Below are 19,733 nucleotides of genomic sequence, written 5' to 3' on the forward strand. Positions count from 1 at the left end.
GCAGGCAAGCGGCCCGGCGGCCTGCAAGGGGCATCGGGAGCGGACGATGTCGCAGATCAGTTCCCGGCGAGGTTCTCCATGACCCCGGCGAGGTATTCGGCGGTGACCAGCTTGATGCCCATGCGATTGCCCAGCTTGCGCATGCCCTGGTCGGCGGTCGCCAGTTCGGCATCCAGCTCCATTGCCAGCAGCACCGCGTCCACGTCCTCGCGCGAGTCCACCAGACCCTTGCGCATCGCCTCGCGAAAACGCTCGCGCAGCTGGGTGATCAGCTCCGGGCGCAGGGACTCGGCCGCACCGGCCTGCCGTGTATGCTCCTCGGCGATCCGCAGGCCGCGGTCGATCCGGGTACGCACCTCGTCGATGAACTCGTAGAGGATGTCGCTGGGCAGGGTCAGGGCGAAGCGACGCGGCGAGCGCACCCAGACCACGGTCTCGAAATCCGCGGCCAGCGGCTCGAGATCGCGCATGGTGCGGAATTCCTCGTAGACCGACAGCGGCATGTAGAACTCCGCGCTGCAGTCGCGCGCGAGCCGGAGAAACTGCTGCAGGACCGCCTCGGGGGTCTCGCCGAACTGCGCCGAGACGTGCGGGTTGGTGAAGACGCTGGTGTCCAGCACGAAGCGGCGCATGGGGACCTTCCGGTGGCTGTGGGACGGGCTCCCATCATCGATACCCCCCGCGAGGGGGTCAACCGGGGTGTTACGCCGGGGCGTTACGGGCCGTTACGCGGCGTAACGACGGGTGTTACGTCACGTAACACCGGCCACCCCTGACGTTTCACAAGCCACTGTTTTTGAGGGCCCGGAATCACTGGCCCGCGACTTGCAAAGGGCGCGGAACGCCGATTCCCGCAGCCGACACGATGTCCGACGCCCTCGACAGCACCCGCGAGTTTCTCAGCGCCCACGCGCCCTTCGACCAGCTCGAGGCCGACGCGCTGGAATTCCTGCTGCCGCGCCTGCAGACGCGCTTCTACGAACAGGGGGCGCGCATCACCGACCCGGAGGCGGGGCCGGCGCAGCGCTTCCACATCATCCGTCAGGGACGCATCCGCGGGGAGAGCCCGAGCGAGGACGAACAGCTCTCCGGCAACGCCTGGGAGCTGATTCCCGGCGAATGCTTCCCGATCGGGGCCCTGCTCGGCCGCCGCGCGGTGCATACCGTGCATCGCGCGGCCGAAGATACCCTGTGCCTGGAACTGAGCCTGGAGGATTTCGACCGCCTGCGGGCCCGCTCGCGGGTGTTCAACGACTTCTGCACGCGGCGTCTGGCCAACCTGCTGGATCGCCTGCACCAGGGACTGGACAGCCTGAGCGCGCAGGATGCCGCCGGCGGCGGACAGCTGAACACGCCGCTGGCACTGCGCCTGGCGCGCGAACCGGTCACCTGCACCCCGGAGACCTCGCTGCGCGAGGCCCTGAGCACCATGCGCGACCAGCGCGTGGGCTCGATCGTCGCGGTGAATGCCGAACATGCACCGGTGGGCATCTTCACCCTGCACGACCTGCTCAACCGCGTGGCGCTGGAAGGGATCGGGCTGGATACGCCGGTGCGCGCGGTGATGACCCCGGACCCGGTCGCGCTGGAGGAGAACGCCCCGGGCTTCGAGGGCATCGAGGCGATGACCGAGCACGGGATGACCCATCTGTGCGTGGTCCGCGACGGCCGCCTGACCGGGGTGCTGGGCGAACGCGACCTGCTCACCCGCCAGCCGCTGACCCTCGACGGGCTGGTGCGCGAGATCCGCCAGGCGACCGCGGTCGACGAGATCGCCGCGCGCCTGCGCCAGGTCCCGCGGCTGGTGGAGGCGGTGATCACCCAGGGCGCCGAGGCCGATCAGGTCCTGCGTCTGATCACGCGCCTGAACGAACACGCGACCCGCCGGGTGCTGGCCCTGCTGCGCCCGCAGTACGACATCGAGGGCATCGATTTCACCTGGCTGGCGTTCGGCTCGCAGGCGCGCGAGGAACAGGCGCTGATCACCGACCAGGACAACGGCATCCTGTTCGATGCCGAGCCGGGCGACGAGGATGCGATCCGCGCGCGCCTGCTGCCCTGGGCGCAGGCCGTCAACCGGGCACTGGCCGAATGCGGTTTCACCCTGTGCCCCGGCAACATCATGGCGGGCAATCCGGAGTGCTGCCTCAGCGGCCCGGAATGGGAGGCCCGTTTCACCCGCTGGATCGAACAGGGCACCCCGGAACACCTGCTCAAGAGCACCATCTTCTTCGACCTGCGCGCGGTGGACGGCGACGCCTCGCCGGTGGAGGCGCTGCGCACCTTCCTGCTGCAGAAGACCGCCTACAACTCGCGCTTTCGCCGGCAGATGGCCGCCAACCAGCAGGCCTTCCGCCCGCCGCTGGGCCTGTTCGGCGAGATCCGCGCCGGGGCCGAGGGCATCGACGTGAAGAAACAGGGCCTGACCCCGTTCGTCGACGGCGCGCGGGTGATCGCACTCGCCGCCGAACTGCCGGCCACCGGCAGCCACGAGCGCATGGACCAGGCGGTCAGCGCCGAGGCCATGCGCCCCGGCGACGCCGCCGACTATCACGCGGCCCTGCGCTATCTGCAGATGCTGCGCCTGCGCGCGCAGCAGAAGGCCCTGCGCGAGGGCCGCGAGGACGACAGCCGCATCCGGCCGGAAGAACTGGGCGCCCTGGAGGGACGGGTGCTCAAGGAATCCTTCCGCCAGGCCCGCAAGCTGCAGGGGCAGCTCGCGGTGCAGTACCAGCTGTGAGGCCACCACAGCGCCATACCTACGAAAAGAGGAGCAACACCATGTCGCAAGACCTCAGTCGCGAGGCGTACTGGAAGGCGAACCTTCGCCTTCTGGCGATCTGCCTCGGCATCTGGTTCTTCGTGTCGTTCGTGCTCGGCATCCTGCTCGCCGCGCCACTGAACAACTTCTACCTGGGCGGGTATCCGCTGGGCTTCTGGTTCGCCCAGCAGGGCTCGATCTACACCTTCATCGTCCTGATCTTCGTTTATGCCTGGCGCATGAACGTGCTGGACCGCAAGTTCAACGTCGACGAGGAGTAAACCGACCATGGATCAACAGATTCTCAGCCTGATCGTGGTCGGCATCACCTTCGCGATCTACATCGGCATCGCGATCTGGGCCCGCGCCGGCTCGACCAGCGAATTCTACGTGGCGGGCAAGGGTGTCCACCCGGTCGCCAACGGCATGGCCACCGCGGCCGACTGGATGTCCGCGGCCAGCTTCATCTCCATGGCGGGCCTGATCGCGTTCCTCGGCTTCACCGGGGGCGCCTATCTGATGGGCTGGACCGGCGGCTACGTGCTGATGGCCCTGCTGCTGGCCCCCTACCTGCGCAAGTTCGGCAAGTTCACGGTGCCGGAATTCATCGGTGACCGGTTCTACTCGAAGACCGCGCGGGTGGTCGCGGTGATCGCGCTGCTGGCCATGTCCATCACCTACGTGATCGGGCAGATGCGCGGCGTCGGGATCGCCTTCTCCAACATCCTCGAGGTGCCGCTGGCGGTGGGCCTGGTCGCCGGGATGGCGGTGGTGTTCATCTACGCCGTGCTCGGCGGGATGAAGGGCATCACCTACACCCAGATCGCGCAGTACGTGATCATGATCTTCGCCTACACGGTGCCGGCGGTGTTCATCGCCATCACCCTGACCGGCAACCCCATCCCGCAACTGGGCCTGGGTTCCACCCTGCAGGGCTCCGACACCTACCTGCTGGAGGCCCTGGACAACACCATGGTGGAACTGGGCTTCACCCAGTACACCGCCACCGAGGGTGGCATGAGCATGCTCAACATGTTCCTGCTGACCCTGGCGCTGATGATCGGGACCGCGGGCCTGCCGCACGTGATCATCCGCTTCTTCACCGTCCCGCGCGTGCGCGATGCGCGCAAGTCGGCCGGCTGGGCGCTGGTCTTCATCGGCATCCTGTACACCACTGCCCCGGCGGTGGGCGCGATGGCCATCTGGAACCTGGTCAACACCGTGCATCCGGGCGAGATCGGCACCGAGGAAGGCCACCTGGCCTACGAGGACAAGCCGGCCTGGATGGAGCGCTGGGAACAGACCGGCCTGCTGGAGTTCGAGGACAAGAACGAAGACGGCGTGATCCAGTACTACAACGACGAGGACGAGGAGTTCGCCGCCTACGCCGAGGAGGAATACGGCTGGGAAGGCAGCGAGATCGTCGAGCTGGACCGTGACATCATGGTGCTGGCCAACCCCGAGATCGCCGGTCTGCCGGGCTGGGTGATCGCCCTGGTGGCGGCCGGGGGGATCGCGGCGGCGCTGTCCACCGCGGCCGGGTTGCTGCTGGCGATCTCGTCGGCCATCTCGCATGACCTGCTCAAGGGGGTCTTCACGCCGAAGATCAGCGAGAAGCGCGAGCTGCTGGCCGGACGCATATCGATGGCCGTCGCCATCCTGTTCGCCGGCTATCTCGGGCTCAATCCACCGGGCTTCGCGGCCGAGGTGGTGGCACTGGCCTTCGGACTTGCGGCCGCCTCACTGTTCCCAACCCTGATGATGGGCATCTTCATGAAGAAGATGAACCGCGAAGGCGCGATCGCCGGCATGCTGGTGGGTCTGGTGAGCACCCTGCTGTACATCTTCCTGTACAAGGGCTGGTTCTTCTTCCCCGAGACGGCCATGCTGCCGGACAACCAGGATGGCTGGATCCTCGGCATCAACCCGTCCAGCTTCGGCCCCATCGGTGCGGCCCTGAACTTCATCACCGCCTACATCGTGATGAAGATGACCGCCCCGCCGCCGAAGGACATCCAGGAGCTGGTGGAAAGCGTGCGGGTGCCGCGCGCCGACTGATCCACTCCCGGGTGCGCCCGGAACTGGCCCCGGGATCATCGCTGGATGATCCCGGGGCCGTCGCGGGTCCGGCCACCACGGCCGGGCCCGCGGCGATCCCCGCAAGGGGATCGTCCCCAAGTCCATCGACGTGGGCTTGCGGACGATCCTCGCAACCTCCCCGTCCACCACGGAGCAGCGCGATGACCGCCGAACTCGACGAGATCCGCGACTTCCTCGATCAGGCGCCGGATCTCGCGGAACTGCCCGCCCCGGCCCGCGCCGCCATGGTGCGGCGCCTGACCCTGCGTTACCTGCGCCACGGCGCGGCGTTTCCACCCGCCGAGAACGGCGACGGGCTGTGGATCGTTCACACCGGGGCGATCGAGCTGTTCGACGCCGGCGACACCCTGTGCGACCGTCTCGGCGAGGGCGACGTGGCACGCGTGACTGGCGGCGAGTGTGCGGCCACGGGCTCCGGCGGTCACGCCCGGGTGACCGAGGACGCACTGGTGTATCACCTGCCGCAGGCGCGGGCCGAGGACCTCGCCCTCCACCACCCCGCTCTGGGCGACTTCCTGCGCGCCCCCGGCGGACTGTCCGCGCCGGACAACGACGACTGTGGCGACATGGGCGAGCGGGATAACCTCGGCACCGCCGACGGCCGCACCACCCTGCTGACCACCCCGGTGGCCTCGCTGATGAGCCCCCAGGTCCTGCAGGCGGATGCCGGCATCTCGCTGCGCGAGGCCGCCCGCCGCATGACCGGGGCGGATGTCTCCGCGCTGCTCCTGCAGGACGGGGAGCCCCCCGGCCGACCGGCCGGCATGCTCACGGACACCGACCTGCGTCACGTCCTTGCGGAGGACATCCCGCCCGACACCCCGGTACGCGAACGCATGACGCGCGAACTGGTCACCGTCACCGGCGACACCCCGGCGTTCGAGGCCCTGCTGGAGATGGCGCGCCGCGACATCCATCACCTGCCGGTGATGGAACCCGACGGCGAGCGCCTGGCCGGGATCCTCTCCGGCACCGACCTGATCCGCCACCAGGGGACCAGCGCAATCCACCTGATCCGCGACCTGCGCCGCGCGGGTTCGCCGGCCGAGCTGAGCCTGCGGATGCAGGCCCTGCCCCGGCTGCAGCAGCAGTTGAGCGAGGCCGGGGTGGATGCCCTGCGCTGCGCCCAGGTGCTGACCCTGGTGATCGACACCCTGACCCGGCGCCTGCTGGAACTGGCCGAGGAGCGCCTGGGCCCCGCGCCGGCCACCTGGACGTGGCTGGCCAGCGGCAGCCAGGGCCGCCATGAACAGCTGGCGCACACCGACCAGGACACCGCGCTGGTGTGGGCGGACGATGCCCCGGACGAGGCGGAAGAATGGTTCGCCGCCCTCGCCCGCGAGGTGACCGACGGACTGGACGCCTGTGGCATCCGGCGCTGCCCCGGCGGGGTCGATCCCACCCACGCCGCCTGGCGCGGCCCGGAGCGCGACTGGCATGCGGCCTTCGAGCGGGTGTTCACCCGGCCGGATGCGCAGGACGCCCGGCTGGCCGCGCACTATCTCGACCTGCGGGTCATCCACGGCAGCCACAGCCTGTTCACGCCCCTGCGCCAGCAGGCGCTGGAGCTCGGTTACCGGCACGAGAGCATCCACACCGCGATGGCCCTGCAGGCGCGCGAGCTGCGGCCACCGCTGGGTTTCTTCCGCCGTTTCGTGCTCGAACACGACGGCGAACACAGCCCGGCCCTCGACCTCAAGCGCCGCGGCCTGCTGCCGATCGTGGCGCTGGCCCGGGTATGTGCCCTGCGCGCCCGGGCGGATGCCCGCAGCACTCCCGAGCGGCTGCGCGCCAGTGCCCACGCCGGGATCCTCACGGACGACACGGCGCGCGAGCTGGAGGAGGCCTTCCGCTTCATCGCAGGCGTGCGGGCGCGCCACCAGGCGGGCCGGATCGCCGCCGGCCAGTCCGCGGACAACCACGTCGATCCGACCACGCTCACGGGGCTGGAACGCAGCCGACTGAAGGCCGCCTTCGTGCGCGTGGCGCAGGCCGCCCGGGCGTCGCTGGGGGGCGAGGGGCAGGCATGAGCACCGCCATGGCCTCGCCCGGCCAGGCCTGCCCGTTCGCCCGGGCCGCCGCCTGGTTTTCCCCCGGGTACTGGCGCTTCTGCCGAGCCCGCAACCGCGCGCGGCTGCAGACCCCGGCGGGCCCGCTGCGCGACTGCCTGGAGACCCCGCCGCCGGCGCCCGCGCAGGCGGTGGCCCGCACCCGCTTCCTCGCGGTGGACATCGAGACCACCGGCCTCGAACCGGAGCAGGACGCGATCCTCAGCATCGGCTGGGTGGCGCTGGAGGGCACGGCCATCGATCTGGCCACCGCCGACTATGTGCTGGTGCGCCCGGACCGCGAGGTCCCGGAACAAAGCGCGGTGATCCACCACATCACCGATGAACACGCCGCCCGCGGGGTCGACGTCGGGGAGGCCCTGGACGCCCTGTTCCGCGCGCTCGACGGCCGCGTGCTGATCGCCCACCACGCGGCCCTCGAACTGGGCTTTCTGGCCCGAGCCTGCGAACGGCGCTACGGCACCCGCCCGCCCCTGCCGGTGGTCGACACCCTGCGCCTGGCCGAGACCGCCCGGCGCCGCGCCGGCCGTCCGGTAAGTGCCGGTGGCCTGCGCCTGCACGCCCTGCGCGGCGACTACAACCTGCCGCCCCGGCGCACCCACGACGCCCTGCTGGACGCCCTCGGCGCGGCCGAGCTGTTTGCCGCGCTGGTGGCCGAACGCGACCCGACCGGGGCACTCGCACTGGGACGCGTACTGTTCCGTCCCGCCCGGCTCTGGTAGGGCGGACACGGCCAGCAGGCATGCTATCCTCGCGCCGACAAGACCCATACCCCCAACGAATCCGCTGGAACCACGCAGAACATGGAGGCCCGCATGAGTGACACCATCGAGTCCACCCTCACCGAGACCCGCCATTTCGAACCGCCGGCGGCATTCACCGCGAACGCCCGGCTCAAGCCGGAAGACGTGGAGGCCCTGCACAACAAGGCCCGGGCCGACTACGAAGGCTTCTGGTGCGACCTGGCGCGCGAGAAGATCGACTGGCAGAGCGAATTCACCGAAGGGCTGGACAGCTCGAACGCGCCGCATTTCCGCTGGTTCGCCGACGGGCGCATGAACGTCTCCTACAACTGCATCGACCGCCACCTCGAAGCCCGCGGCAACAAGACCGCGATCCGCTTCGAGGCCGAGAACGGCGACACCCGCAACCTCACCTACCGCGAGCTCTACAACGAGGTCGGCAAGCTGGCCAACGCGCTCAAGGGCATGGGCGTGGAGAAGGGCGATCGCGTGGTCATCTACATGCCGATGAACGCCGAGGCCGTGATCGCCATGCAGGCCTGCGCCCGCATCGGCGCGATCCACTCGGTGGTGTTCGGCGGTTTCTCCGCCGATGCCCTGCGCGACCGCGTGGTGGACTCCGGCGCCACCGTCATCATCACCGCCGACGGCGGCGAGCGCGGCGGCAAGGTAGTGGGCCTGAAGGCCGGCGTGGACAAGGCGCTGGCCAGCAACCCCGCCGAGGTCGAGAAGGTGATCGTCTGCCGGCGCGCCGGCAATGACGTGACCATGCAGGAAGGCCGCGACGTCTGGTGGGAAGACGCGGTGGACGGCGAATCGGTCGACTGCGAACCCGAGTGGGTGGAATCCGAACACCCGCTGTTCCTGCTCTACACCTCCGGCTCCACCGGCAAACCCAAGGGCATTCAGCACTCCAGTGCCGGCTACCTGCTGGGCGCGATCCTGACCAACGAGTGGGTCTTCGACCTGCAGGGCGACGACATCTTCTGGTGCACCGCCGACGTCGGCTGGATCACCGGCCACACCTACGTCGCCTATGGCCCGCTGGCGGTGGGCGCCACCCAGGTGGTCTACGAAGGCGTGCCCACCGTGCCGGATGCCGGACGCTGGTGGAAGATGTGCCAGGACCACAGCGTCACCGTGTTCTATACCGCCCCCACCGCCATTCGTGCGCTGATGAAGGCCGGCCCCGACCTGCCCGAGCAGTACGACCTGTCGAAACTGCGCCTGCTGGGCACCGTGGGCGAGCCCATCAACCCCGAGGCGTGGATGTGGTACTACCGCGAGGTCGGCGGCGAGCGCTGCCCCATCGTGGACACCTGGTGGCAGACCGAGACCGGCGCCAACATGATCGCCCCGATACCCGGCGCCACCACCCTGGTCCCGGGCTCCTGCACCCGCGCCCTGCCCGGCATCGACGCCGACGTGGTGGACGAGGACGGCAACAGCCTGGGTGCCGACGAGGGCGGCTACCTGGTCATCAAGAAGCCCTGGCCGTCGATGCTGCGTACCGTGTGGGGCGACGACCAGCGCTACAAGGACACCTACTGGCCCAAGTTCGGCGGCAAGTACTACCTCGCCGGTGACTCCGCGCGCCGCGACGCGGAAGGCAACTTCTGGATCATGGGCCGCATCGACGACGTGCTCAACGTCTCCGGGCACCGCATGGGCACCATGGAAGTCGAATCCGCGCTGGTCGCGCACCCCGACGTGGCCGAGGCCGCGGTGGTCGGGCGTCCGCACGACGTGAAGGGCGAGGCCATCGTCGCCTTCGTGATCCTGCAGCACGACCGCCTGACCGGCGACGAAGCCGAACGCAAGGTCAAGGAGCTGCGCGAATGGGTGGGCGAGCAGATCGGCCCGATCGCCAAGCCCGACGACATCCGCTTCGCCGACGGTCTGCCCAAGACCCGTTCCGGCAAGATCATGCGGCGCCTGCTGCGCTCCATTGCCAAGGGCGAGGAGATCACCTCGGACACCTCCACCCTGGAGAACGAGGCGGTCATCCCGCAGCTGCAGGGCAAGGCCTGACGGCCACGCCCGGATTCAGCACGCCCGCATTCAGTCGGGGGCCACCCGGGCCCCCGGCTCCACATGATCTCCGGGGCGGGTCACCACCCGTTCCCCGGCCTCCAGACCCTCGCGGATCTGCGTGGTGAAGTCGCTGCGGCGGCCGACCTCCACCCGGCGCGGCTGCGCCCGGCCTTCCTCCACCACGAACACCGCCCATTCCCCGCCCTCGCGGAACAGGGCACTGGTGGGGATCTGCAGCACGTCCTCGCCTTCCCACAGCAGGAACTCGGCTTCCACGTGGTAGCCCACCACCAGCCCCGCCGCGCGGGCCTCTTCCGCATCCACTTCGAGCAGGGCCGGCACGCGCTGCTCGTCCACCCCCAGCGCCGACGTCCGCGTGAAGCCCGCCGGCCGCAGTCGGCGCACCCGGGCCTCCAGCGCCTCGTCACCGCCCCAGTCGGTCAGACGCACGCGCATGTCCGGCGTTACCCGCACCGCATCCATCGACAGCAGGTCCACCTGCACCTCCAGATCCGCCGGGTCCCCGAGCTCCAGTACCGGTTCGCCGGCCGCGACCGAGCCCTCGCAGCAGCGATGCCGGTGCAGCACCACGCCGCCGGCCGGCGCACGCACGGCCAGCGATTCGGCTTCCTCCTCGCTGCGTTCGCCGGTGGCGATGTCCAGGATCACCCGCGCCGCCTCGACCTCGCTGCGAGCGACCTCCACCGCCGACTCTCCTGCCTCCACCGCCGAGCGGGCGCGATCCCGCCGGGTCTCCACCCGCTCCAGATCGCTGGCGGACACCGCCCCGTCCTCGAACAGTTCGCGGTGACGCCGGTACTCCGATTCCGCCAGCCGCGCCTCGGCCCGCAGGTCCTCGAGACTGGCCCGTGCCCCCTGCAGACGCGAGCGTGCCGCGGCCAGGTGCTCGCGGGCCTGCTCGCGCGAGCGCGCATCCAGCCCCGGCGCCGGCAGCGGCTCCATGCGGAACAGTTCATCGCCGGCGGCCACCGCATCGCCCTCTTCCAGGTGCACGCGATGCAGGAACCCCGCGATCGGCGCCGACACCTCCCAGGTATCGCGCAGCCGCGTGCGCCCCTCCTCGCGCAGGGTCTCCGTGAATGGCCCGGACTCCACCTCGCTGATCTCCACCGCGACCGGCCGCGGGCTCAGCGCCCACACCAGCGCGGCGGCGCCCGCCAGTACCACCAGTCCCGCCGTGATTTGCTTCTTCAACGCCATTTCCTCAGTCTCGCAGATCCCGCGCCCCTGCGCCGCAGGCGAGCGTGCCTGACACCGCGGGTTATTCCGCGGCCTTCAGGGCCTGCACACGGTCCAGGCCGCGCAGCCGGCGCAGGATCAGCAGGCCGGACAGCGTGGAGGCCATGATGATCCCCAGCGCGGCGAAGCCGTACAGCTGCGGCGTGATGACGAACGGCAGACGCACGAACTCCAGCGTCAGGGCCTGGTTCAGCAGCCAGGCGAACCCGGTACCGCTGGCCCAGGCCACCGGGATGGCGGCCAGGCTGACCAGTGCGATCTCGCCCAGCAGCACCCAGCTCACCTGCGCCCGCGAATACCCCAGCACCTCCAGCGTGGCCAGCTCGCGTTCGCGCTCGGCATACGCGATGCGGGCATTGTTGTAGGTCACTGCGAAGGCGATCGAGCCGGCCAGCAGCACGAATACCGCCGCGAACACCAGCACCGTCTCTTCCATGTATTCGCGCACGTTGGCTTCGGCCTCACGCACCCGTTCCACGCTGGCCACCTCGGGGCGGTCGAACAGCGAGTCATACAGCGCCTCCTCATATTCGGAGTCGACCAGCAGCCAGGTCCCGGTGACCGCCGGACCCTCGCCCTTCAGCCGATGCAGCGCATCGCGCCGGATATAGGCCCCGGTACCCATCGGTTCGTCGACCACCCCGGCCAGCTGCGTGGTGACCGTGCGCCGGCGACCTTCCAGGAACTCGATCTCCAGCGCATCGCCGGCCTCCAGCCCCAGCTGGTCGGCGAGATAGTCGGTCAGCACCACGCCCGCGGTGGGCAGGCCGGTCTCACCGACCTGCGCGGAGGGCAAACGGCGCAGGCGCGGCTCCGGGTCCATCCCCAGCAGCCCGATGCGTTCGCTGCGCGCCCCGGCATGCAGGCGCACCGGCGCACTGCGCCAGGTCTCCACCGCCAGCACGCCCGGCTCGTGGCGCAGTTCCCCCGCCACCCGCGGCGGCACCGGATCGGTAAACGCCACGTCGACGTCCATCTGCAGCGTCATGCGGTACTGCTGGTCGATCATGTGGCTGACCGCCTGCAGCTGATAGGCCCCGATCAGCAGCAGCCCGCCGGACAGGCCGATCCCGATCACCGACGCCAGTGACTTGAGCCGGTGGCGCGCTAGATTGCGCAGGATGATGCGCGAGGACTGCCCCAGCCCCCGCATCAGCGCCGAACCCTCCAGCCAGCCGCGACCGAAGCGTTCCGGCGCCGGGGGACGCATCGCCTCCGCGGGCTGCATGCGCACCGCCTGCCACACCGCCTGCAGGGTGCCCAGCAGGGCGGCCACCATCGCCACCCCCAGCGCCAGCAGCACCAGCCAGCCCTGCAGGCGGAAGCTCAGCTCCGGAAAACGGAAATACTCCATGTACAGATCGACCAGTGCGAACGCGGTCCATGCCCCCAGGGCGATCCCCGCGATGCTGCCCGCCAGCACGATCAGCGCCGTCAGCAGCACGTAATGCCACGCGATCGCGAGGTTGCCGTAACCGAACGCCTTGAGGATCGCGATCTGGTCGCGCTGCCCGCGGATGATGCGCCCCATCACCACGTGCAGCAGAAACGCCGAGACCAGCAGGAAGATCGCAGGAACCACCACCGCCATCATGCCCAGCTGCTGGATCTCCAGGGTGACGAACTCGTGCGAGAACAGCTCGTCGCGCCCATGGGCCCCGGTGCCGCCATAACGCGCGAGCGCGGCATCCAGCGCGTCGATCACCGCCTCGCGGTCGGCATCGCGCTGCAGGCTCACGCTCAGGCTGTTGAAGGCCCCTTCCATGCCGTAGGCGGCGGCCAGCGCGCTTTCGTTCATCCACAGGATCGCGTAGCGCTCGTAATCCGGCATCAGGTGCCCCGGCGAGACCTGGTAGATGAACTCCGGTGACAGTGCGATGCCGCTGACGCGCACCTCGACCAGCCGCCCCCCGATGATCAGCCGCAGCGCGTCCCCGGCGACCAGCCCGTGGGCCTCGGCGAAGCCGTCGCTGACCACCACCTCGTCGGAGCGGGCCCGTTCCGGCAGGCGGCCCTCGCGCAGGTGCAGCTGGTTGAGGGCCGGCTGGCGCCCGTCCGGCAGCGACAGCACCTGGCCACGGATCGGGTCGTCGAAGCCGTCCAGTTCCAGCCGCGCCGGCGCACGCACCCGCGGCTCCACCTCGGCCACCCCGGGGATCTCGCGCAGCGGATCGGCGATCCGCCGCGGGGCCCGGTTCACCTCGGCGAAGACATCGGCAAAGTGGCGCTCGGCGTAGAAACGTTCCTGCGTCAGGCTCAGTGCGTCATGGCCCATCACCGAGAACACCAGGGTCAGCACCCCGCTGGCGATGACCAGCGCGATCGCCGCCGCCTGTCCGCGCAGCCGTGCGAGGTCGCGCAGGACCTTGAGATGCAGGGTGCGCACGGGTATGCGTCACCACCGCAGGGTGGCCGGGTCCGCCCGCTGCGGATTCTCCACGATGGAATCGACCCGGCCGTCGCGCAGATGGATCACCCGGTCGGCCATCTCGCCGATCACCGCGTTGTGGGTGATGATCGCGACCGTGGTGTTCAGCCGCTCGTTGATGTGCGCCAGCACCTCCAGCACGCGGATCCCGGTCTGCGAGTCCAGCGCGCCGGTGGGCTCGTCGCACAGCAGCACCGCCGGCTGCTTGGCGATCGCGCGGGCAATCGCCACACGCTGCTGCTCGCCGCCGGACAGCTGCGACGGAAAGTGATCCATGCGGTCCTCCAGCCCCACCAGCGCCAGCGCCTCCTCCGGCGGCATCGGATCGCGCGCGATGTCGGTGACGATGGCCACGTTCTCGCGCGCGGTCAGACTGGCGATCAGATTGTAGAACTGGAACACGAAGCCCACGTGGTCGCGGCGAAAGGTGGTCAGCACCCGCTCGGAGGCCTGCGCCAGATCCTGGTCGCGGTACCGGACCTCGCCCGCGGTCGCGGTATCCAGGCCGCCCATGATGTTCAGCAGCGTCGACTTGCCGGAGCCCGACGCACCGAGCATCACCACCAGCTCGCCGGCGTAGACCTCCAGATCCACCCCGCGCAGCGCCTGGATGGTGACCTCGCCCATGCGATAGACCCGGGTGACCCCGCTCGCATGGAAGATGACCTCGCGCCGGCCGGAACCGGCGGCCGGAGCCACGATGGCGTTCACACCGGAATCGACGCCGCCCGGGCCACCGGGACCGGAGGTTCGGCCGCCGGGGCCGCCCCACTGTCCGGCGCACCGGGCAGCAGACCGCCGCCATTGCCGTCCAGGCCCGCCGACCACAGGCTCAGCAGCAACAGCAGGAGGATCAGGATCGGGATCAGGATGCGTGGTTTCATCGGACAGGCCCTCGCTCGCAGCAATACCCCAATGCTGCCACAAAGGCCCCCGCACCACGTCGCCAGAAGCAGCCCCGCCGCACTGATATACTTGGCCCTATGCGCCTGTCCCCGGAACAGCAAACCGTCATCCGTCAGGAAGTGGCCCGTGCATTCGGCCCGGACGCCCGGGTCTGCCTTTTCGGGTCCCGCACGGACGACTCGGCGCGGGGAGGTGACATCGACCTGTACGTCGAGGCCGAGGGCACGCCGGACGAACTACTCGAAAGCGAACTGAAGCTGCATGCCGCCCTGCAGCGGCGGCTTGGCGAGCGCCGCGTGGACCTCGTCGTCCATCGGCGCGGTACTCCCGCGCGGCCCATCGACACTCACGCCCGACGCACCGGACTCCCGCTGTGACCACCGATTCGCATGCACGCCTGGCCCGGCTGCTGAACCTGGTCGATCGCGAAGACGAACATCTTCTGGGGGTACGGGAACGGCTCCTCGCGGGTGATTGTTCGGTTTCCCCCGACCGTGTGCGAGGCATCCTTGCTGCCGACAGCGGCATCGACCGGCTCGAATCCTTCGGTGCCAAGTTCGGGCGGATGCAGGACACGATCATGGACAAGCTGGTCCCGGCCTTTCTCATCAGTGCGGGCGAGAAACCGGGACCAGCCATCGACAATCTGGCACGCCTGGAAAAGCTGGGGCTCATCGAACAGGCCGATGACTGGTTACAGATGCGCCATCTGCGCAACCGGCTGGTCCACGAGTACATCGAGAACCCCGATGACCTGGCCCCGGCCCTGCAACGCGCCTGTCATTTCACCGACCGAATGCACACCGATTACCAGCGCCTTCGGGGCTATGCCCGGGACCGCCTGGCGGTCGAGGTCCCCGGCAACACGGGAAACTGAAGCCCCGCGGGTACGGGAGCGAGGGTCACGCGGCGTCGATTTGTTGTTTTGCGCCCAAATATTTACCCTGTGCGCACCGTCCGGCCCGCCGCAGACGCGCCGCGCACCCCGCAATCGCGCGCCGCAGGGCCGTTTTGACGCCAAATCGGCGTCATCCGAACCGCTTCAACAACGCAAGGAGTCAACATGTCCGCTCTGATCTGTGGGTCCATGGCCTACGACACCATCATGGTGTTCCCCGACCGCTTCAAGAACCACATCCTCCCGGACAAGGTGCACATGCTGAATGTGTCCTTCCTGGTCCCGGACATGCGTCGCGAGTTCGGCGGCTGCGCCGGCAACATCGCCTACAACATGAAGCTGCTGGGCGCGGACCCGACCGTGATGGCCACCGTGGGCGGCGATTTCGCGCCGTATGCCGACTGGATGGACAAGCACGGCATCTCGCGCAAGTTCGTCAAGGAGTTGAAGGACACCTATACCGGTCAGGCCTTCATCACCACCGACCAGGACGACAACCAGATCACCGCCTTCCATCCGGGCGCCATGGGCTTCTCGCACCAGCAGAAGGTCACCGACGCCGACGGCATCAAGGTCGGCATCGTCTCCCCGGACGGCCGTGACGGCATGATCGAGCACGCGCAGCAGTTCAGTGATGCCGGCATCCCGTTCATGTTCGACCCGGGCCAGGGTCTGCCGATGTTCGACGGCGACGACCTGAAGCGCTTCATGGAGAACGCCACCTACGCCGCGTTCAACGACTACGAAGCGCAGCTGACCGCCGATCGCACCGGCATGAGCATGGAGCAGCTGGCGGAGATGGTCGACGCGATGATCGTCACCCGTGGCGGCGACGGCTCCGACATCTACACCGGCGGCAAGAAGATCACCATCCCGTCGGTCGAGCCGGCCGCGATCAAGGATCCGACCGGTTGCGGCGATGCCTACCGTGCCGGCCTGCTGTTCGGCCTGGAGAAGGGCTATGACTGGGAGACCACCGGCCGCATCGCCTCGCTGATCGGCTCGATCAAGATCGCCCATTCCGGCACCCAGAACCACCACTTCTCGGCCGAGGAATTCGCCGACAAGTTCGAGAAGGCCTTCGGTTACCGCTACTGAGGCAGGCCTCTCCGGATCCGGCGCCGAGGGCCGGGTCCTGGCGAGCTTCCGGCCCGGGCTCCCCTTTGGGGACCCGGGCCTTTTTCGTTCCGGGGGACGCGCGCGGATTCCTTCAATGAACAAATGGACTTTGCTAGTGTGGGATCGCTCGCCGGACTTTGCCGGAGATCGCGCTGATTGACGAGGACAACGACATGGAAAAGCAGGACGTCCTGGACCGTCTGCACCAGGCCAAACGCGCCCACCTCGCCTGGGTCGGCCGCGCCGAGCTGCTCACCCGGGGGGTGCCGGTCGGAAAGGATCAGATCCCGGTGCTGCATACCGACTGTCCGTTCGGGCAATGGTATTTCGGCGATGGACAGGTCCTGCACGATTTTCCCGAGTTCGAGTCGATCGACGAGGCCCACCGCCATCTGCACGAGGCCTACGCCGAGATCTTCAAGCTGGTGACCGAGGAGGGCAACGCATCGATGTTCTCGAAACTGCTCGGCCGCGCCCGTCGCCAGCACGAACAGAACGAGCCGGTGATCCGGCGAAACATGGAATCGCTGGATGAGGCTTCACGCACGGTGGTACACCACCTCGACGCACTGGAACACCGGATCCGGCAGATGGAACCGGAGGAATTCAACCAGACGGTCCGGGCCTGACCTCGGGCGCGTGCCGCGCCGAACTCACACGGTGGCCGGCGCGGCCCGAGCCCAAGCGGCCTTCCAGCCCTCGTAGTCCTCGACCAGCTGCTCCACGTCGGCCTCGTCGAACGGCCGCAGGCCGCTGAGGACCAGGTGCTTGCTGCCACGGGCGACCACCGCGCCGTCGGTCACCAGTTCGTAATCGAGCCGGATCTCGCCGCGCTTGCCGTTGACCGTCATCACTGCATCCCTCAGACGCGGCTCGGGTCGCGCGTCCGCGGCCGCCAGCGGTTCGGGCAGCTCGAATCCCATGCGCTCGTACATCACCAGCGGCCGTTTGGGGTTCACCATCACCTGGTGTTCGCGCATCAGCGGCACCAGCACGTGCGGGAAATTCTGCCCGGAGAACGACACGTAACTGCGGATCAGCGATTCGAGGGCCGCCGGGTCTTCGATCACCTCCCCCGAACGCTCGATCTCGACCACGCTCTTGCCGTTTTCATCGGTGATCGCGACCTGCTCCCCGGGGTCTGCGGGAAACTGCACCGGGGCGTCGCCACCCACCATGCCGGTGAAACGGAAGTTCATCGTGGCACTGGCACCCCAGGTATCGAGGGCCAGCGCGAACAGCAGGTCCCCGGGCACGCAGAAGCGCCGCGAATCGGCATCGTGGATGGGATTGAAATCCCCGGCCACCGTCTTGGCGAACCGGCTGCCCTGCTCCGGGGTCACCACGAGCTGCCCGTCCTGATAGCGGTAGAAGTCTTGCAGAAATGAAATGCGGCTCACTCGTCTCTCCCCGGTCCTGATTGCCTGTTATTCCCGGGCTGCCAGCCCGAGGTGTTCGTGGATCGCCGTCAGGAAGGCCTCTCCGTAACGGTCCAGCTTGTGCTGCCCGACCCCGGAGATCCCCAGCAGCTCGTCCGCGGTGCGCGGCGTCCCGGCCACCATCTCCAGCAGGGTGGCATCGTTGAAGATCACGTAGGGCGGTACCCCCTGATCCGTCGCGAGTTTCTGGCGCAGCCTGCGCAGAGTGTCCCACAAGGCCCGGTCTTCCGCATCCAGACCGGCGACCGAACGTGCGGTGTTACGCCGCGCGGCCCGGGCGGGGCGCGCGCCGCCGGGGTGTTCGTGACGCAGATAAAGGGACTGTTCGCCGCGCAGCACGGCACGACACGCGGGATCCAGACGCAGCCCGCCATAGCCCTCGGGATCCAGCCGCAACAGGCCGCGCGCGAGCAGCTGACGTACCAGGCCGCGCCACTGACGCTCGTCCAGTTCGCTGCCGATGCCGAAGGTGCTCAGCCGGTCATGGCCCAGCCGGGTCAGGCGCTCGCTGCGGCTGCCGCGCAGGACCGCGATCACGTGGCCCGCGCCGAAACGTTCGCCGGTGCGGTAGACACAGGAGAGCAGCTTCTGCGCGGACACGGTGGCATCCCAGGTGGGTGGCGGATCCTGGCAGTTGTCGCAGTAGCCGCAGGGCTCCGGCAGGGTCTCGCCGAACCACGCGAGCAGGGCCTGACGGCGGCAGGTCGTCAGTTCGCTGAAGCCCAGCATGGCCTCGAGCTTCTGCTGCTCGATGCGCTGGCGCTCCTCGCCGGCCTCCGAGTCCTGCAGCATCTGCCGCAGCGTGACCACGTCCTGCAGCCCGTAGAGCATCCAGGCATCGGCCGGAAGGCCGTCGCGTCCGGCGCGGCCGGTCTCCTGGTAGTAGCCCTCGAGGCTCTTCGGCAGGCTCAGGTGGGCGACGAAGCGCACGTCGGGCTTGTCGATGCCCATGCCGAAGGCGATGGTCGCGACCATCACCACGCCGTCCTCGCGCAGGAAACGGCGCTGGTGCTCGGCGCGGGTCGCCGCCGACAGCCCCGCGTGATACGGCAGCGCGGTCACCCCGCGCCCCGCCAGCCATTCGGCGGTCTCGTCCACCTTGCGCCGCGACAGGCAGTACACGATGCCCGCCTCGCCGGGATGCTCCTCGCGGAGGAAACGCAGCAGGCGTTCGCGCGGCGGCCCGGAGGCGCCGTCGGCTGCCGCGACCCGGTAACGGATGTTGGGCCGGTCGAAGGAACTGACGAACATCCGCGCCGACTCCAGGCGCAGGCGCTCGCGGATCTCCTCGCGGGTGGGTTCGTCGGCGGTGGCGGTCAGGGCGATGCGCGGCACCGACGGGAAACGCTCCGCCAGCACCGCCAGGCGCCCGTATTCCGGGCGGAAGTCGTGCCCCCACTGCGACACGCAGTGCGCCTCGTCGATCGCGAACAGCGCCAGCTCCAGCCCTTCGAGACGCTCCAGCATGCCGGGTGCGAACAGCCGTTCGGGCGACAGGTACAACAGATCCAGCTCCCCGGCATGCAGCGCGGCCAACACGCCACGCGCGGTGGCCTCGTCCTGGCCCGAATCCAGCCCGGCCGCGGCCACGCCGTTCTGGCGCAGGGCCTGCACCTGGTCGTGCATCAGCGCGATCAGGGGCGAGATGACGATGGCGCAGCCGCGCCGCGCCAGCGCCGGGATCTGGTAGCACAGCGACTTGCCGCCGCCGGTGGGCATCAGCACCAGGGCGTCGCCGCCGCCGATGACGTGTTCCACCACCGCCTGTTGCTGCCCGCGAAAGGCTTCGTAGCCGAAGGTCCCGCGCAGGATCGCCTCGGCGGCGCCTCCCTGCGCCGGTACCGCTGCGGTCTGATTCCCTTCCACCGGAGTGTCCACCTGACTTGCCATGAAGGCTGCCAGCCTGCCCCAGGCCCCGCGCCGGGCGCAAGAACAGGCAGCCGCGCGGTGCGCATAGTAGTGTGTGCGGCTGTTCC

At 69.1% G+C, this 19,733-nt stretch carries 17 protein-coding genes; 10 read left to right on the plus strand and 7 right to left on the minus strand.

Going from position 1 to position 19,733, the window contains the following annotated elements:
• Positions 1–56 precede the first annotated feature (56 nt).
• Positions 57–632: an RNA ligase partner protein gene (locus tag D571_RS0111460; RefSeq protein WP_018936831.1), complete on the minus strand. Its 576-nt coding sequence runs from the start codon at positions 630–632 to the stop codon at positions 57–59.
• A gap of 233 nt (positions 633–865) precedes the next feature.
• On the opposite strand from D571_RS0111460, the gene D571_RS0111465 reads away from it, so the two are divergent.
• From D571_RS0111465 to acs, 6 genes are all read left to right on the plus strand, one after another.
• Positions 866–2,740, plus strand: coding sequence for a DUF294 nucleotidyltransferase-like domain-containing protein (locus D571_RS0111465; RefSeq protein ID WP_018936832.1), 1,875 nt, complete (start codon positions 866–868; stop codon positions 2,738–2,740).
• 41 nt (positions 2,741–2,781) lie between these two features.
• Complete coding sequence (locus tag D571_RS0111470; protein WP_018936833.1) at positions 2,782–3,042, plus strand: DUF4212 domain-containing protein; 261 nt, start codon at positions 2,782–2,784, stop codon at positions 3,040–3,042.
• A gap of 7 nt (positions 3,043–3,049) precedes the next feature.
• A complete protein-coding gene (locus D571_RS0111475; RefSeq protein ID WP_018936834.1) occupies positions 3,050–4,819 on the plus strand; it encodes a sodium:solute symporter family protein in 1,770 nt (589 codons plus the stop codon).
• 182 nt (positions 4,820–5,001) lie between these two features.
• Entirely contained in the window at positions 5,002–6,891 is a 1,890-nt protein-coding gene (locus D571_RS0111480; protein WP_018936835.1) for a putative nucleotidyltransferase substrate binding domain-containing protein, read from the plus strand.
• A gap of 8 nt (positions 6,892–6,899) precedes the next feature.
• Positions 6,900–7,652, plus strand: a complete 753-nt coding sequence (locus D571_RS0111485) for a 3'-5' exonuclease (protein ID WP_018936836.1) — start codon at positions 6,900–6,902, stop codon at positions 7,650–7,652.
• A gap of 93 nt (positions 7,653–7,745) precedes the next feature.
• Complete coding sequence (gene acs / locus D571_RS0111490; protein WP_026287811.1) at positions 7,746–9,704, plus strand: acetate--CoA ligase; 1,959 nt, start codon at positions 7,746–7,748, stop codon at positions 9,702–9,704.
• A 30-nt stretch (positions 9,705–9,734) separates the two neighbouring features.
• Here the strand turns inward: acs and D571_RS0111495 are convergent, their stop codons facing one another.
• From D571_RS0111495 to D571_RS14475, 4 genes are all read right to left on the minus strand, one after another.
• Positions 9,735–10,928: an efflux RND transporter periplasmic adaptor subunit gene (locus D571_RS0111495; RefSeq protein WP_018936838.1), complete on the minus strand. Its 1,194-nt coding sequence runs from the start codon at positions 10,926–10,928 to the stop codon at positions 9,735–9,737.
• Positions 10,929–10,989: 61 nt separating this feature from the next.
• Positions 10,990–13,353, minus strand: a complete 2,364-nt coding sequence (locus D571_RS0111500) for an FtsX-like permease family protein (RefSeq protein WP_018936839.1) — start codon at positions 13,351–13,353, stop codon at positions 10,990–10,992.
• 9 nt (positions 13,354–13,362) lie between these two features.
• On the minus strand, positions 13,363–14,106 hold the full coding sequence (locus tag D571_RS0111505; RefSeq protein ID WP_018936840.1) for an ATP-binding cassette domain-containing protein: 744 nt from the start codon (positions 14,104–14,106) through the stop codon (positions 13,363–13,365).
• Positions 14,103–14,279, minus strand: a complete 177-nt coding sequence (locus D571_RS14475; protein ID WP_018936841.1) for a hypothetical protein — start codon at positions 14,277–14,279, stop codon at positions 14,103–14,105. Before D571_RS14475 ends, D571_RS0111505 begins: the two co-directional genes overlap by 4 nt.
• Positions 14,280–14,378: 99 nt before the next feature.
• Here D571_RS14475 and D571_RS0111515 point away from each other — a divergent pair, with 99 nt between their 5' ends.
• From D571_RS0111515 to D571_RS0111530, 4 genes are all read left to right on the plus strand, one after another.
• The gene (locus D571_RS0111515; protein ID WP_018936842.1) at positions 14,379–14,678 is read left to right on the plus strand and encodes a nucleotidyltransferase domain-containing protein; all 300 of its coding nucleotides are present in this window, start codon (positions 14,379–14,381) and stop codon (positions 14,676–14,678) included.
• On the plus strand, positions 14,675–15,178 hold the full coding sequence (locus D571_RS0111520) for a hypothetical protein (RefSeq protein ID WP_018936843.1): 504 nt from the start codon (positions 14,675–14,677) through the stop codon (positions 15,176–15,178). The genes D571_RS0111515 and D571_RS0111520 overlap by 4 nt, the downstream gene beginning before the upstream one ends.
• Positions 15,179–15,364: 186 nt before the next feature.
• A complete protein-coding gene (locus D571_RS0111525) occupies positions 15,365–16,297 on the plus strand; it encodes a carbohydrate kinase family protein (protein WP_018936844.1) in 933 nt (310 codons plus the stop codon).
• 194 nt (positions 16,298–16,491) lie between these two features.
• Positions 16,492–16,947, plus strand: a complete 456-nt coding sequence (locus D571_RS0111530; protein WP_038047142.1) for a CZB domain-containing protein — start codon at positions 16,492–16,494, stop codon at positions 16,945–16,947.
• A gap of 24 nt (positions 16,948–16,971) precedes the next feature.
• On the opposite strand, the gene D571_RS0111535 is transcribed toward D571_RS0111530, so the two are convergent.
• Positions 16,972–17,718: a DUF3581 family protein gene (locus D571_RS0111535; RefSeq protein WP_018936846.1), complete on the minus strand. Its 747-nt coding sequence runs from the start codon at positions 17,716–17,718 to the stop codon at positions 16,972–16,974.
• A gap of 27 nt (positions 17,719–17,745) precedes the next feature.
• Positions 17,746–19,647 (minus strand): DNA helicase RecQ, encoded by a 1,902-nt coding sequence (gene recQ / locus D571_RS0111540; protein ID WP_018936847.1) that lies wholly within the window; start codon positions 19,645–19,647, stop codon positions 17,746–17,748.
• Between the last annotated feature and the right edge of the window lie 86 nt (positions 19,648–19,733).

The organism is Thioalkalivibrio sp. ALJ24 (assembly GCF_000377785.1).
GTDB lineage: Bacteria > Pseudomonadota > Gammaproteobacteria > Ectothiorhodospirales > Ectothiorhodospiraceae > Thioalkalivibrio.

Excerpts from the sequence above, each read along its gene's own strand:
- recQ (WP_018936847.1), bottom strand. The coding sequence starts at position 19,647 with ATGGCAAGTCAGGTGGACACTCCGGTGGAAGGGAATCAGACCGCAGCG.
- D571_RS0111495 (WP_018936838.1), bottom strand. The coding sequence starts at position 10,928 with ATGGCGTTGAAGAAGCAAATCACGGCGGGACTGGTGGTACTGGCGGGC.
- D571_RS0111470 (WP_018936833.1), top strand. The coding sequence starts at position 2,782 with ATGTCGCAAGACCTCAGTCGCGAGGCGTACTGGAAGGCGAACCTTCGC.
- D571_RS0111460 (WP_018936831.1), bottom strand. The coding sequence starts at position 632 with ATGCGCCGCTTCGTGCTGGACACCAGCGTCTTCACCAACCCGCACGTC.
- D571_RS0111465 (WP_018936832.1), top strand. The coding sequence starts at position 866 with ATGTCCGACGCCCTCGACAGCACCCGCGAGTTTCTCAGCGCCCACGCG.
- D571_RS0111480 (WP_018936835.1), top strand. The coding sequence starts at position 5,002 with ATGACCGCCGAACTCGACGAGATCCGCGACTTCCTCGATCAGGCGCCG.
- D571_RS0111525 (WP_018936844.1), top strand. The coding sequence starts at position 15,365 with ATGTCCGCTCTGATCTGTGGGTCCATGGCCTACGACACCATCATGGTG.
- acs (WP_026287811.1), top strand. The coding sequence starts at position 7,746 with ATGAGTGACACCATCGAGTCCACCCTCACCGAGACCCGCCATTTCGAA.
- D571_RS0111530 (WP_038047142.1), top strand. The coding sequence starts at position 16,492 with ATGGAAAAGCAGGACGTCCTGGACCGTCTGCACCAGGCCAAACGCGCC.
- D571_RS0111515 (WP_018936842.1), top strand. The coding sequence starts at position 14,379 with ATGCGCCTGTCCCCGGAACAGCAAACCGTCATCCGTCAGGAAGTGGCC.
- D571_RS0111475 (WP_018936834.1), top strand. The coding sequence starts at position 3,050 with ATGGATCAACAGATTCTCAGCCTGATCGTGGTCGGCATCACCTTCGCG.
- D571_RS0111485 (WP_018936836.1), top strand. The coding sequence starts at position 6,900 with ATGGCCTCGCCCGGCCAGGCCTGCCCGTTCGCCCGGGCCGCCGCCTGG.
- D571_RS14475 (WP_018936841.1), bottom strand. The coding sequence starts at position 14,279 with ATGAAACCACGCATCCTGATCCCGATCCTGATCCTCCTGCTGTTGCTG.